Genomic DNA, 13,916 nt, shown 5'->3' with positions numbered 1-13,916 from the left:
AATATTGATAGTAATTCGGGTAATACCATCTATAAACCTAACCTGTTACTCGGGACCGTACTGGGTAATGGTTTTTATCTGAACCTGCGCTATCGTTATGATTACACCTTGCAGGATAACGAAGACCTGAATAATAAAGCAACAGGGCGTTATGACGCGTGGCTTGGCTATAAGACCGGTGACTGGAAGTTTGAATACAACTTTGTTTACTTACATGCCAATACCGATATTTATAATGAAAGTCACGCCGACTATGAGCATGACATGAAGGTTGCCTACTCTGTCACCAAAAACTGGGCACCTTATATTGAGATTGGCAATGTCTCCGTCAACAGACTGCAAGACGACAGGCAAACACGTTTCCGGATAGGTTTCCAGTACACCTACTAAAGAGAAAAGGGATGAAAGGGAGTTGCACAGAATGTTAAAACAATGGGATGAAGTATTTCATCGATATACTAATAACCCGGATGCGGCAAAATTAATACTGCGGGTGGTTTTTGGCGGACTCATGCTATTTCATGGCGTAGCGAAAGCGAAACACGGACTTGGCGCAGTCGTGTTCCTGCTGGAATCTCACCATTTGCCGGCTTTTATCGCATGGGGATCGTTCATTGGCGAGATTATTGCGCCCTTGATGTTGATTCTTGGGGTGATGACACGTTATGCGGCGGCAATTTTTACCTTCACAATGCTGTTTGCGACATATCTGGTGATGGACGGGAAAGTATTGGCTCTGACGCCTCAGGGATCATGGGCCCTGGAGTTACAAGCTATATATCTGTGTGGTGGGTTTTGTATGCTCTTTCTGGGCGGTGGTAAATATTCCGTAATGTCTGAATTTTCTTCTCGCCGGTAAAAAGAGAAGGCCCGAAAATTCGGGCCTTAGAAGAAGATAAATCGGTGTAAAAAAATGGGCTCTTCCGAGCCCATTTTGCTGTGCACCGAGAATTACTTCTCAGTGAGGCCGAGCTTCTTCTCCAGATAGTGGATGTTAGTACCACCTTGCTGGAAGTGCTCGTCGTTCATGATGCGCGTCTGCAGATCAACGTTGGTTTTAATACCGTCGATGATCAGTTCCTGCAGCGCGTTTTTCATGCGGGCAATCGCCACATCACGGGTTTCGCCGTAGCAGATAAGCTTGCCGATCATGGAGTCATAGTATGGCGGTACGGTGTAACCGGCATAGATATGCGACTCCCAGCGCACGCCAAAACCGCCTGGCGCGTGGAAGCGGGTGATTTTACCCGGGCTCGGCAGGAAGGTGTTCGGGTCTTCAGCATTGATACGGCATTCCACCGCGTGGCCTTTGACCTGCACCTCTTCTTGCTTGATCGACAGCGGCTGGCCAGCAGCAATGCGCAACTGTTCTTTGATCAGGTCAACACCGGTGATCATTTCGGTAACCGGGTGTTCAACCTGAATACGGGTGTTCATTTCAATGAAGTAGAACTCGCCGTTTTCGAACAGGAACTCAAAGGTGCCCGCGCCGCGATAGCCGATATCCACACGGGCTTTCGCGCAACGCTCGCCAATGTAGCGACGCAGTTCCGGGGTAATACCCGGTGCCGGTGCTTCTTCGACGACTTTCTGGTGACGACGCTGCATAGAGCAGTCACGTTCCGCCAGATAAATCGCGTTACCCTGACCGTCTGCCAGCACCTGAATTTCGATGTGGCGTGGGTTCTCGAGGTATTTCTCCATATAAACCATGTCGTTGCTGAAAGCCGCTTTCGCTTCCGCTTTGGTCATGGAGATGGATTGCGCCAGTTCGGCATCGCCGCGTACTACGCGCATACCGCGACCGCCACCGCCGCCGGACGCCTTGATGATAACCGGATAGCCGATGCGTTTTGCATGGGCACGGTTCGCATCCATATCGTCGGTCAGCGGGCCGTCAGAACCCGGTACGGTCGGGACGCCAGCTTTCTTCATCGCGGTGATCGCCGATACTTTGTCACCCATCAGACGGATGGTGTCCGCTTTCGGGCCGATGAAGATAAAGCCAGAGCGTTCAACCTGCTCAGCAAAGTTGGCGTTCTCAGAGAGGAAGCCATAACCCGGGTGAATCGCTACCGCGCCAGTGATTTCAGCGGCGCTGATGATAGCCGGGATGTTCAGATAGCTTTTTACGGATGGAGCCGGACCAATACAAACCGTCTCATCCGCCAGCAATACGTGTTTTAAATCGCGATCCGCGCTTGAATGCACAGCGACAGTCTTGATACCCAGTTCTTTACAGGCACGAAGAATTCGCAATGCAATCTCGCCGCGGTTGGCGATAACAATTTTATCCAGCATGTTCGCCTCGTTACTCGATGACGACCAGCGGCTCGTCAAATTCTACCGGTTGACCACTTTCGACCAGGATAGCTTTCACGGTACCTGATTTGTCCGCTTCGATCTGGTTCATCATTTTCATGGCTTCAACGATGCACAGGGTATCGCCTACATTGACTTTCTGACCCACTTCGATGAACGCTTTAGCGTCCGGGCTCGGGGTGCGGTAGAAAGTACCAACCATTGGGGAACGTACGATGTGACCACTGATTTCTGCTGCGGCGGCTGCCGGCGCTTCTGCTGCCGGAGCAACTGCGTTAGACAGAGCAGGTTGCTGCTGCATCATTGGTGCAGCGTAGGCTTGTTGCATCACCGGGAAGCTACCTGCTGGCGCTGCGCGGCTGATGCGTACAGACTCTTCGCCTTCAGAAATTTCCAGTTCGGAGATGCCTGATTCTTCAACCAGCTCGATCAGTTTTTTAATCTTACGAATATCCATGAGTGGGTTCCGTACTCTTTGTTTAGTGTGATTGTGACAGGCATTAAGCGCTGTCTGTAAAGCGTGAGTCCCGATGGCAAAACGGCTTGCGCCTGCCAGGACGCCGGTATATTCCGCCTCAACGATTCATGTGAGACTTGTCGGTTAACATGCAGCGATTTGCTGCAATCCTCCGGCAAAAAACAAAATATACCTTCAATGCTCGATTGTCACCTTTTCAGCGACCTAAAAACGCTGTCCAGGGAGCCAAGGTCGCACATTATAATGATTTCGTAGCAATTGGCAGCTAAATACTGGTCTTATCAGGGAAGATAATCAACCGCTAACACACAAATAACATCCGAGTCTCTGCATTTTGTAACCGACTGCACAGTTCGCCGAACTAGCGCCACCACTGGCGGAACTTCTTGTAACGGCAGGCCAAAAGCAGCAGTGCGAGCAGAGCATAAATGATGGGTTGAGGTGACAAAATCTTCACCGACCACAGATAATGTATCGGCGCGAGGATCGCCACCAGATAGACGAAGTTGTGCAAAAATTGCCAGCGCTTACCCAATTTTCGTTGTGCTGCCTGTGTTGATGTTAGCGTCAGCGCGAGCAGGATAAGCCAACTGATGATCCCAAGCGTTAAATACGGGCGCGTAATCAGTTCTCGTCCCAACAATCCGAGATTATGGATACCTAACTCCAGCAGCGCGTAACTGGTCAGATGCAGCGTAGCCCAGGCGAAACACCATAACCCCAGCAGACGACGGGTGCGTATCAATAATGGCTGTTTAGCGTAGCGTGCGAGCGGCGTGACCAGCAAGGCAGCGAGCAAAAATTTCAGAGCTGTCCTACCGGTAAAGTGCTGGATGTCCTTTACCGGATCGGCGCTGAGCCCGCCGTTGTTAATGGCCCAGAACAGCCAGAGAAATGGTAGCAATCCCGCCAGATGAAGCGCCACTTTCAGCCAGATAATCTGTTTTGCACTCAGCCGCACTTAGAAATTCTCCCGCAAATTCAGGCCGCGATACAGCGAGGCCACTTCATCGGCATAGCCGTTAAACAGTAGGGTGGGTTGCCGTTGGACATCCAGAATCCCGCCTGCGCCGATAAATCGTTCCGTTGCCTGCGACCAGCGCGGGTGATCAACATGCGGATTCACATTAGCGTAAAAACCGTACTCATCGGCAGCGGCAAGATTCCAGGTGGTGGGTGGCCGCTCGCGGGTCAGTTTAATGCTGACGATCGATTTAATGCCTTTAAAGCCATATTTCCACGGCACTGTCAGGCGTACAGGCGCGCCGTTTTGCGGCGGTAACGCTTTACCGTATACGCCAACGGTCAGCAGCGTCAGGGGATGCATCGCCTCATCCAGGCGCAATCCTTCGACATAGGGATATTTCAAACCGCCGCCAATGAAGCGATCTTTTTGTCCCGGCATGTCGTCCGGCGCATAAAGCGTCTCGAACGCGACATATTTTGCATTGCTGGTGGGTTCGACGAGCGCCAGCAGCTTATGTAAAGGAAAGCCAATCCACGGCACCACCATCGACCAGGCTTCAACACAGCGCATCCGGTAAATCCTCTCCTCTAAAGGAAAGCGTGTGGTGAGCGCATCGTGATCCAGGGTTAATGGTTTGGCCACTTCACCACTGATTTTCAACGTCCAGGGATCGGTTTTCATGCTGCCCGCATTGGCGGCAGGATCGGCCTTATCCAGACCAAACTCGTAGAAATTGTTGTAGCCAGTGACTTTATCTTCTGGCGTTAAAGGCAGCGTGTTTTGCCATGCGGCGGGTTTGCTGAATTCCAGCGGTTTGCCGGCAGGCGCGGGTGGACGATCGTTGCCTTTGAACCAGCTCAACAGATCCGCCTGCGCGGATATCGGCAGCGACAGCGTGGCAGCCCCGATCCCCAGCGCTTTCAGCACCTGGCGGCGATGCATAAAGAAAGCCGATTCGGCAGTGACATCGGCTTCTTTGAGTGGACGTAATTTCTTCATAACAGACTCCAGGCGTACATATAATGCGTAGTTACTATGGCAGGGAGTCTGTCAGTGCGCAGCGAAATTTCGTTAATTAAGTGTAAATTTCTACGGCGTTTGTGTTTACTTCACTTTAACCAGCGTACGGCCTTGTACCTGGTTATTAATGATGGCATCGGCGAACTTCGGCGCCTCAGCCAGCGAAATTTCCGTTGCTGCCTGTGCATAGAATGATTCCGGTAAGTCATTCACCAGACGCTGCCAGGCCTGAGCACGGCGCGCCGGTGGCGTCATCACAGAATCCACCCCTTGCAGACGAACGTTGCGCAAAATAAACGGCATCACTGTCGTTGGCAGGGCAAAACCGCCCGCCAGACCACAGGCAGCGACACAGCCCCCGTAGTTCATTTGCGCAAGCACTTTCGCCAGCACTTTATCACCCACGGTATCAATTGCCCCGGCCCACAGTTGTTTTTCCAGTGGACGGGATTCGGCGAACTCATCACGACCCAGAATACGGCTTGCGCCCAACTGGCGGAGATAATCATGGGTGCTTTCACGTCCGGACACCGCAACAACCTGATAGCCCAGTTTATGCAGCAGCGCGACCGCGGTACTGCCGACACCGCCGCTGGCGCCGGTGACCACGATTTCACCGTCTTGCGGACGAATGCCCGCCTCTTCAAGCGCCATCACGCACAGCATGGCAGTAAACCCGGCAGTGCCGATCACCATCGCTTTACGGCTGTCCAGTCCTTTTGGCAGCGCAACCAGCCAGTCCGCTTTCACGCGTGCCTGTTCTGCCAGGCCACCCCAATGATTTTCGCCAACGCCCCAACCGGTCAGCAACACCTCCTGGCCCGCATGAAACCGAGGATCTTCGCTGGTCCGAACGGTGCCGGCGAAATCAATGCCAGGAATCATCGGAAAGTTGCGGATGATTTTTCCTTTTCCGGTGATGGCGAGCGCATCTTTATAGTTCAGACTGGACCAGTGGACATCCACTGTGACATCGCCTTCCGGCAGCCGACTTTCTTCAAGAGTCTGCACGGAAGCAAGGGTTTTACCGTCCTGCTGTTCTAAGATCAAAGCCTGCATAACCTGTCCTCAATTCTGCATGGTGGATTGGAAAATGACGTCTGAAGACTATACTCGCTAATTGAAACGTGAATCCGATGCAACGCAATAAATTGCCAGATACACCTGATTTGGTAGTATGCACTCACTCTTTGCGCAACCGGACGAATTTTGCGTTTGGTTAAGCAGTTTCGTGTCGCAATTCAACCGTCGGAGTTAACTCAAGGATGCGATTAACGACGAAATTCTCAGCTTTTGTCACGCTGCTCACCGGGTTAACGATCTTTGTCACCCTGATCGGCTGCTCGCTGAGCTTTTACAACGCCATCCAGTACAAGATGGCCCATCGTGTCCAGGCGGTGGCGACAGCCATTGACACGCATCTTATTTCACGCGATTTCAAACAGTTAACATCGCAAATTGACGAACTGATGGTGTCCGCCGACGTCGTACGCGTCGATCTGCTGCAGGGTGAAAAAGTCATTTATAGCCAAACCCGTAACAGTAGCTATCGCCCGGTTGGCACCAGTAATCTCTTTCGCGAGCTCTCGGTTCCACTGATGAAGCACCCGGGAATGACGATGGATCTGGTCTATCAGGATCCGATGGGCAACTATTTTCATTCACTGATGACGACGGCACCGCTCACGCTGGCCATTGGTTTTATTGTACTGATGCTGTTTCTGTCGGTACGTTGGCTACAGCGTCAACTTTCCGGTCAGGAACTGCTGGAGATGCGTTCGACGCGAATTTTGAATGGAGAACGGGGAGCCAGTGTACGGGGTACGGTCTATGAATGGCCGGCGCGCACCAGTAGCGCGCTGGATATGCTGTTGTCCGAAATCCAGAGCGCCCAGGAGCAGCGGAGCCGTCTCGATACGCTGATTCGCTCTTACGCCGCGCAGGACACCAAAACCGGCCTCAGCAATCGGCTCTTTTTTGACAACCAACTGGCGACGTTGCTGGACGATCAGGAGAAGATCGGCGCGCATGGCGTGGTGATGATGATTCGCCTGCCGGACTTTAACCTGTTGCGCGACAGTTGGGGGCGTAACCTCGCCGAAGAAGAGCTGTTTAGTCTGATCAATTTATTGTCCACTTTTATGATGCGTTTTCCGGGGTCGCTACTGGCGCGCTACCATCGCAGCGACTTTGCCGTTTTGCTGCCGCACCGCACTTTGAAAGAGGCGGAAAGCGTAGCCGGACAACTTTTAAAAGCAGTCGATGCACTTCCGACTAATAAAATGCTCGATCGTGACGATATGGTACATATCGGCATTTGCGCCTGGCGTAGCGGGCAGTCGACGGAACAGGTGATGGAACATGCAGAGGCGGCGACCCGCAATGCCGTGTTGCAGGGCGGAAATAGCTGGGCGGTATATGACGACTCGCTGCCGGAAAAAGGGCGTGGCAACGTGCGCTGGCGAACGCTGATTGAGCAGATGCTCAGCCGCGGCGGCCCGCGAATTTATCAGAAACCGGCCGTCACCCGGGACGGACATGTGCATCATCGGGAACTGATGTGCCGCATCTTTGATGGTAATGAAGAGGTCAGCACGGCGGAATACATGCCGATGGTTTTACAGTTCGGTTTATCAGAAGAGTATGACCGCTTACAAATAAGCCGCGTCATTCCGCTGTTAAACTACTGGCCGGAAGAGAATCTGGCGATGCAGGTGACGGTAGAGTCGCTGATTCGTCCACGTTTTCAGCGTTGGTTACGCGATACCTTGATGCAGTGTGAAAAATCGCAACGAAAACGCATAATTATTGAACTTGCGGAGGCGGATGTAGGTCAACACATCAGCCGGTTGCAGCCCGTTATCCGCTTAGTGAATGCATTAGGCGTTCGGGTTGCCGTCACGCAGGCGGGTTTAACGCTGGTGAGTACCAGCTGGATTAAGGAACTCAATGTGGAATTGATCAAGCTCCATCCGAGTCTGGTCAGGAACATTGAGAAGCGAACGGAAAACCAGTTGCTGGTTCAAAGCCTGGTGGAGGCGTGCTCAGGCACCAGCACCCAGGTTTACGCAACGGGTGTACGTTCGCGCGGTGAGTGGCAGACGCTGACAGCGCGTGGTGTTTCCGGTGGACAGGGGGATTTTTTTGCTACCTCCCAGCCGCTGGATACCAATGTGAAAAAATATTCTCAAAGATACTCGGTTTAACCTGCCGTTTGTTCAGTTTTCACGTAGAATAACGCGCGCTGTGCCTTCATGGGGGTGTGCTTGTCTGCTCGCCATTTTGTAACAGCACATATGCAGGTGAATGACCTTAAACCGGTTGCAAATGAGGGCGAGGATTGCTGCTGAAGTACTCAGCCCTGAGGGACTCAGGTAGAGATTTGTAACAAAGGAAACGAACTGCACTAATTTTCACCGTAGCAGATGATTTTTGCGCCTTGTCGCTGCTGCGTGTGGTTGGTAAAGTAAGCGGATTTTGTTTTCCGCCCCAGCTTTCAGGATTATCCCTTAGTATGTTGAAAAAATTTCGTGGCATGTTTTCCAATGACTTGTCCATTGACCTGGGTACCGCGAATACCCTCATTTATGTAAAAGGACAAGGCATCGTATTGAATGAGCCTTCCGTTGTGGCCATTCGTCAGGATCGTGCCGGTTCACCGAAAAGCGTGGCTGCAGTAGGTCATGATGCGAAGCAGATGCTGGGTCGTACGCCGGGCAACATTGCTGCTATTCGCCCAATGAAAGACGGCGTTATTGCCGATTTCTTCGTGACTGAAAAAATGCTCCAGCACTTCATCAAGCAAGTGCACAGCAACAGCTTTATGCGTCCAAGCCCGCGTGTGCTGGTGTGCGTACCGGTTGGTGCCACTCAGGTTGAGCGTCGTGCTATTCGTGAATCCGCACAGGGCGCTGGCGCCCGCGAAGTCTTCCTGATTGAAGAGCCGATGGCGGCGGCAATCGGTGCGGGTCTGCCCGTTTCTGAGGCAACCGGCTCGATGGTTGTGGATATCGGTGGCGGTACGACGGAAGTCGCCGTTATCTCCCTGAACGGTGTGGTCTATTCTTCTTCTGTCCGTATCGGCGGCGATCGCTTCGATGAAGCCATCATTAATTATGTGCGCCGTAACTACGGTTCTCTGATCGGTGAAGCCACCGCAGAGCGTATCAAGCATGAAATTGGTTCTGCCTATCCGGGCGACGAAGTGCGCGAAATCGAAGTGCGCGGTCGTAACCTGGCAGAAGGTGTTCCTCGCGGCTTCACCCTGAACTCTAACGAGATTCTGGAAGCCCTGCAGGAGCCGCTGACCGGTATCGTTAGCGCGGTGATGGTTGCACTGGAACAGTGCCCGCCGGAACTGGCGTCTGATATCTCCGAGCGCGGAATGGTGCTCACTGGCGGTGGCGCGCTGTTGCGTAACCTTGATCGTCTGTTAATGGAAGAAACCGGTATTCCAGTTGTTGTCGCTGAAGACCCGCTGACCTGTGTGGCGCGTGGCGGCGGCAAAGCGCTGGAAATGATCGACATGCACGGCGGCGACCTGTTCAGCGAAGAGTAATCGGGTGCCGGCAGGAGAGCATTATGCTGTCCTGCCGACTCTGATACGAGAATACGCAAACTTATGAAGCCAATTTTTAGCCGTGGCCCCTCGCTACAGATTCGCCTTATTCTGGCGGTGTTGGTGGCGCTCGGCGTTATTATTGCCGACAGCCGCCTGGGTACGTTCAGTCAGATCCGTACCTACATGGATACCGCCGTCAGTCCTTTCTACTTTATTTCCAATGGTCCCCGTGAACTGCTTGATGGCGTCTCGCAAACGCTCGCCTCACGCGACCAGCTTGAGCTTGAAAACCGGGCGCTGCGCCAGGAACTGCTGCTGAAAAACAGTGAACTGTTGATGCTGGGGCAGTACAAACAGGAGAACGCGCGCCTGCGCGAGCTGCTGGGTTCGCCGCTGCGTCAGGATGAACAAAAGATGGTGACGCAGGTCATCTCCACGGTTAACGATCCCTACAGCGACCAGGTGGTTATCGACAAAGGCAGCGTGAACGGCGTTTACGAAGGCCAACCGGTAATCAGCGACAAAGGTGTTGTCGGTCAGGTCGTCGCGGTGGCGAAGCTGACCAGCCGCGTCCTGCTGATTTGTGATGCCACGCATGCCTTACCCATTCAGGTGTTGCGCAACGACATCCGGGTGATCGCGGCCGGTAACGGCTGCACCGACGATCTGCAACTCGAACACCTGCCAGCCAATACCGATATTCGCGTTGGCGATGTGCTGGTTACGTCTGGTCTGGGCGGTCGTTTCCCGGAAGGCTATCCGGTTGGCGTGGTCTCTTCCGTTAAGCTGGATACTCAACGTGCTTACACCGTGATTCAGGCGCGTCCTACTGCGGGCTTACAGCGTCTGCGTTATCTGCTGTTGCTGTGGGGGGCCGACCGTAACGGTGCCAACCCGATGACGCCGGAAGATGTGCATCGCGTGGCGAATGAACGTCTGATGCAGATGATGCCGCAAGTGTTGCCGTCTCCGGACATGATGGGGCCGCCGTCGCCCGTGCCTGCGCCAGCAACCGGTATCACGTCATCACCTGCCGCTCCGCCAGCGGGTGCGACGCCGCCTCCAGCGCGTGCGCCGGGAGGCCAGTAGTGGCAAGCTATCGTAGCCAGGGTCGCTGGGTTATCTGGCTCTCGTTCTTTATCGCTCTGTTATTGCAAGTGATGCCCTGGCCGGATGAGATCATTGTCTTTCGGCCAAACTGGGTGCTGCTTATTTTACTCTACTGGATCCTCGCCCTGCCGCATCGCGTCAATGTGGGCACAGGTTTCGTGATGGGTGCCATACTGGATCTCATTAGTGGTTCCACGCTTGGCGTGCGGGCATTGTCGATGAGCATCATCGCTTACCTGGTTGCGCTGAAATTTCAGCTCTTTCGCAATCTGGCGCTCTGGCAGCAGGCACTGGTGGTGATGTTGCTTTCGCTGGTGGTGGATATTATTGTTTTCTGGTCAGAGTTTTTAGTGATCAACGTCTCTTTCAGACCTGAAGTGTTCTGGAGTAGTGTAGTCAACGGAGTGCTCTGGCCGTGGCTTTTCTTGCTGATGCGTAAAGTCCGCCAGCAATTTGCAGTGCAATAAAGGTTTCTATGACATCTCTATACTTAGCTTCCGGTTCGCCGCGTCGTCAGGAACTGCTCACGCAGTTAGGCGTTTCTTTCGAACGTATAGTTACGGGAATCGAAGAAACGCGTGGCGAGGGGGAAAGCGCACAGCAATATGTGTCGCGTCTGGCGCGAGAAAAAGCCCAGGCCGGCGTGGCGCAGACGCCGCGCGATCTCCCTGTTCTGGGGGCGGATACCATCGTTATCCTCAATGGGGAAGTGTTAGAGAAGCCACGTGACGTACACCATGCGGCGCTGATGTTGCGCAAATTGTCCGGGCAAACGCATCAGGTGATGACGGCCGTTGCGCTGGCGGATAGCCAGTATGTGCTTGACTGCCTGGTGATAACCGAGGTGACGTTCAGAGCGTTGACGGATGCGGATATCGCTGACTATATCGCCAGCGGTGAACCGATGGATAAAGCAGGTGCATACGGTATTCAGGGGCAGGGTGGCTGTTTTGTCAGGAAGATAAATGGCAGCTATCACGCCGTAGTCGGCTTACCGCTGGTTGAAACGTATGAGTTGCTGAGCAATTTTAACTCACTGCGTGAGAAAAGGGATACACATGACGGCTGAATTGTTGGTAAACGTAACGCCATCGGAAACACGCGTGGCGTACATTGATGGCGGTATTCTGCAAGAAATTCATATTGAGCGCGAAGCGCGACGCGGGATCGTAGGCAATATCTACAAAGGTCGGGTCAGTCGCGTACTTCCGGGTATGCAGGCGGCTTTTGTAGATATTGGGCTGGATAAAGCCGCGTTTCTTCACGCTTCCGACATTATGCCGCACACCGAATGCGTGGCGGGTGAAGAGCAGAAGCAGTTTACTGTTCGCGATATTTCGGAGCTGGTGCGTCAGGGGCAAGATCTGATGGTGCAGGTGGTGAAAGATCCGTTGGGCACCAAAGGTGCGCGTCTGACCACCGACATCACTTTACCGTCTCGTTATCTGGTCTTTATGCCCGGCGCCTCGCACGTGGGTGTGTCTCAGCGTATCGAAAGTGAAGCCGAGCGTGAGCGCCTGAAGAAAGTGGTCGCTGAGTACTGTGACGAGCAGGGGGGATTTATCATCCGCACTGCGGCGGAAGGCGTTTGTGAAGACGATCTGGCGTCAGACGCCGCGTACCTCAAGCGCGTCTGGACCAAAGTAATGGAGCGCAAAAAGCGCCCGCAGACGCGTTACCAGATGTATGGCGAGCTGGCGCTGGCGCAGCGTGTACTGCGTGATTTTGCTGACGCACAGTTAGACCGCATTCGCGTGGATTCCCGTCTGACCTATGAAGCCCTGCTGGAGTTTACTGCGGAATACATCCCGGAAATGACCAGCAAACTGGAGCATTACAGCGGACGCCAGCCGATTTTCGATCTCTTTGACGTTGAGAATGAAATCCAGCGAGCGCTGGAGCGCAAAGTGGAACTGAAATCCGGCGGCTATCTGATTATCGATCAAACTGAAGCGATGACCACCGTCGATATCAATACCGGCGCGTTTGTCGGCCATCGTAATCTTGATGACACCATCTTCAACACTAATATTGAAGCGACCCAGGCGATTGCCCGTCAGCTGCGACTGCGTAATCTCGGCGGTATCATTATTATCGATTTTATCGACATGAATAATGAGGATCACCGTCGCCGGGTTCTGCATTCGCTTGAGCAGGCACTGAGTAAAGATCGGGTGAAAACCAGCATTAACGGTTTTTCGCAGTTGGGTCTGGTGGAGATGACGCGCAAGCGCACGCGTGAGAGTGTGGAGCATGTGCTGTGCAACGAATGTCCGACCTGTCACGGACGCGGCACGGTGAAGACGGTGGAAACTGTCTGCTATGAGATCATGCGTGAGATCGTTCGCGTGCACCACGCCTACGACTCCGACCGCTTCCTGGTCTATGCTTCTCCGGCAGTGGCGGAAACCCTGAAAGGGGAAGAGTCGCACGCGCTGGCGGAAGTTGAGATTTTTGTCGGCAAACAGGTGAAAGTACAAATTGAACCGCTCTATAACCAGGAGCAGTTTGACGTCGTAATGATGTAAACCGATACGGTGCCGCGTGACGGGCGGCGCATTTTCAGGCAGACAAGGAGAGACGCGTGAGGCGATTGCCGGGGATATTATTGCTCACTGGAGCCGCGCTCGTCGTTGTCGTAGCGCTGTTGGTCAGTGGTTTGCGCCTGGCATTACCGCATCTCGACAGTTGGCGTCCGACGATCCTCAGCAAAATTGAGTCTGCGACGGGGCTGCCGGTCAAGGCCAGCCAGATCTCCGCCAACTGGCAAAATTTTGGTCCCACTCTCGAAGCACGTGATATCCGCGCGGAACTGAAAGACGGCGGCGAATTTTCGGTAAAACGCGTTACCCTGGCGCTGGATGTCTGGCAAAGTTTGCTGCACATGCGCTGGCAATTTCGCGATCTCACCTTCTGGCAACTGAATTTCCGTACCAACACGCCGATTGAACGCAGCGAAAGCGGTGACGGTCTGGAAGCCAGCCGAATCAACGATCTTTTCCTGCGCCAGTTCGATCACTTCGATCTCCGCGACAGTCAAATCAGCTTTCTGACGCTCTCCGGTCAGCGCGCCGAACTGGCGATTCCGCAACTGACCTGGGTTAATGGTAAAAACCGCCACCGCGCGGAAGGACAAGTCAGCCTCTCCAGTCTGACCGGTCAGCACGGCGTCATGCAGGTGCGCATGGATCTGCGTGATGATGAAGGGTTGCTGAATAATGGTCGGGTCTGGTTGCAGGCCGACGATATCGACGTGAAGCCGTGGCTGGGAAAATGGATGCAGGATAACGTGGCGCTGGAGACCGCGCGCTTTAGCCTCGAAGGTTGGATGACCATCAGCAAAGGTGAGATCGCCGGTGGCGATGTCTGGCTGAAACAGGGGGGCGCGAGCTGGAAAGGCGACAATAACCTCCATACGCTCACTGTCGACAATCTGACGGCGCATAACAGTCGAGAAC

Annotated in this window: 13 protein-coding genes and 1 pseudogene; 9 read left to right on the top strand and 5 right to left on the bottom strand. The window is 53.6% G+C overall.

The features are described from left to right. Both AB7E14_RS10620 and AB7E14_RS10615 read left to right on the top strand, forming a co-directional pair. A partial coding sequence (locus tag AB7E14_RS10620; RefSeq protein WP_428169508.1) for an oligogalacturonate-specific porin KdgM family protein occupies window positions 1-390 on the top strand: 390 nt, incomplete at its 5' end. Window positions 391-421: 31 nt separating this feature from the next. After that, entirely contained in the window at window positions 422-859 is a 438-nt protein-coding gene (locus AB7E14_RS10615; RefSeq protein ID WP_058587499.1) for a DoxX family protein, read from the top strand. A gap of 92 nt (window positions 860-951) precedes the next feature. On the opposite strand, the gene accC is transcribed toward AB7E14_RS10615, so the two are convergent. The 5 genes from accC to AB7E14_RS10590 form a co-directional block, all read right to left on the bottom strand. Then, window positions 952-2,301, bottom strand: a complete 1,350-nt coding sequence (accC, locus tag AB7E14_RS10610) for an acetyl-CoA carboxylase biotin carboxylase subunit (protein WP_428169507.1) — start codon at window positions 2,299-2,301, stop codon at window positions 952-954. 10 nt (window positions 2,302-2,311) lie between these two features. After that, window positions 2,312-2,779, bottom strand: a complete 468-nt coding sequence (gene accB, locus AB7E14_RS10605; RefSeq protein ID WP_042998342.1) for an acetyl-CoA carboxylase biotin carboxyl carrier protein — start codon at window positions 2,777-2,779, stop codon at window positions 2,312-2,314. 382 nt (window positions 2,780-3,161) lie between these two features. Continuing rightward, window positions 3,162-3,761 carry a protein-methionine-sulfoxide reductase heme-binding subunit MsrQ gene (msrQ, locus tag AB7E14_RS10600; protein ID WP_058587500.1) on the bottom strand — a complete coding sequence of 200 codons (600 nt, stop codon included), beginning with the start codon at window positions 3,759-3,761 and terminating at the stop codon, window positions 3,162-3,164. Continuing rightward, window positions 3,762-4,766: a protein-methionine-sulfoxide reductase catalytic subunit MsrP gene (gene msrP / locus AB7E14_RS10595; RefSeq protein WP_042998340.1), complete on the bottom strand. Its 1,005-nt coding sequence runs from the start codon at window positions 4,764-4,766 to the stop codon at window positions 3,762-3,764. It lies immediately after the preceding gene. A gap of 105 nt (window positions 4,767-4,871) precedes the next feature. Then, window positions 4,872-5,846 carry an MDR family oxidoreductase gene (locus AB7E14_RS10590; RefSeq protein ID WP_044255991.1) on the bottom strand — a complete coding sequence of 325 codons (975 nt, stop codon included), beginning with the start codon at window positions 5,844-5,846 and terminating at the stop codon, window positions 4,872-4,874. A gap of 206 nt (window positions 5,847-6,052) precedes the next feature. Between AB7E14_RS10590 and csrD the strand changes: the two genes are divergently transcribed. The 7 genes and pseudogenes from csrD to AB7E14_RS10555 form a co-directional block, all read left to right on the top strand. Continuing rightward, window positions 6,053-7,993 (top strand): RNase E specificity factor CsrD, encoded by a 1,941-nt coding sequence (gene csrD / locus AB7E14_RS10585; RefSeq protein ID WP_316962581.1) that lies wholly within the window; start codon window positions 6,053-6,055, stop codon window positions 7,991-7,993. A gap of 308 nt (window positions 7,994-8,301) precedes the next feature. Continuing rightward, window positions 8,302-9,345, top strand: coding sequence for a rod shape-determining protein MreB (gene mreB, locus AB7E14_RS10580; protein WP_000913396.1), 1,044 nt, complete (start codon window positions 8,302-8,304; stop codon window positions 9,343-9,345). A 63-nt stretch (window positions 9,346-9,408) separates the two neighbouring features. Continuing rightward, window positions 9,409-10,437, top strand: a complete 1,029-nt coding sequence (gene mreC, locus AB7E14_RS10575) for a rod shape-determining protein MreC (RefSeq protein ID WP_042998337.1) — start codon at window positions 9,409-9,411, stop codon at window positions 10,435-10,437. Further along, window positions 10,437-10,925, top strand: coding sequence for a rod shape-determining protein MreD (gene mreD / locus AB7E14_RS10570; RefSeq protein WP_042998336.1), 489 nt, complete (start codon window positions 10,437-10,439; stop codon window positions 10,923-10,925). The genes mreC and mreD overlap by 1 nt, the downstream gene beginning before the upstream one ends. Before the next feature lie 8 nt (window positions 10,926-10,933). Further along, window positions 10,934-11,527, top strand: coding sequence for a Maf family protein (locus AB7E14_RS10565; RefSeq protein WP_044263676.1), 594 nt, complete (start codon window positions 10,934-10,936; stop codon window positions 11,525-11,527). Further along, complete coding sequence (rng, locus tag AB7E14_RS10560) at window positions 11,517-12,986, top strand: ribonuclease G (protein WP_042998334.1); 1,470 nt, start codon at window positions 11,517-11,519, stop codon at window positions 12,984-12,986. Before AB7E14_RS10565 ends, rng begins: the two co-directional genes overlap by 11 nt. A 56-nt stretch (window positions 12,987-13,042) precedes the next feature. Next, window positions 13,043-13,916: pseudogene (locus AB7E14_RS10555) on the top strand (AsmA2 domain-containing protein YhdP); the annotation flags it as partial.

Origin of the sequence: Citrobacter sp., from assembly GCF_050252275.1 — a bacterium.
Classification (GTDB): Bacteria; Pseudomonadota; Gammaproteobacteria; order Enterobacterales; family Enterobacteriaceae; genus Citrobacter_A; species Citrobacter_A amalonaticus.
The sequence above is the reverse complement of the archived record's forward strand: the minus strand, read 5'-3'. Positions and strand labels throughout refer to the sequence as shown.

Coding starts and splice junctions, on each gene's coding strand:
- AB7E14_RS10615 (WP_058587499.1), top strand. CDS start 422: ATGTTAAAACAATGGGATGAAGTATTTCATCGATATACTAATAACCCG.
- accC (WP_428169507.1), bottom strand. CDS start 2,301: ATGCTGGATAAAATTGTTATCGCCAACCGCGGCGAGATTGCATTGCGA.
- accB (WP_042998342.1), bottom strand. CDS start 2,779: ATGGATATTCGTAAGATTAAAAAACTGATCGAGCTGGTTGAAGAATCA.
- msrP (WP_042998340.1), bottom strand. CDS start 4,766: ATGAAGAAATTACGTCCACTCAAAGAAGCCGATGTCACTGCCGAATCG.
- AB7E14_RS10590 (WP_044255991.1), bottom strand. CDS start 5,846: ATGCAGGCTTTGATCTTAGAACAGCAGGACGGTAAAACCCTTGCTTCC.
- csrD (WP_316962581.1), top strand. CDS start 6,053: ATGCGATTAACGACGAAATTCTCAGCTTTTGTCACGCTGCTCACCGGG.
- mreB (WP_000913396.1), top strand. CDS start 8,302: ATGTTGAAAAAATTTCGTGGCATGTTTTCCAATGACTTGTCCATTGAC.
- mreC (WP_042998337.1), top strand. CDS start 9,409: ATGAAGCCAATTTTTAGCCGTGGCCCCTCGCTACAGATTCGCCTTATT.
- AB7E14_RS10565 (WP_044263676.1), top strand. CDS start 10,934: ATGACATCTCTATACTTAGCTTCCGGTTCGCCGCGTCGTCAGGAACTG.
- rng (WP_042998334.1), top strand. CDS start 11,517: ATGACGGCTGAATTGTTGGTAAACGTAACGCCATCGGAAACACGCGTG.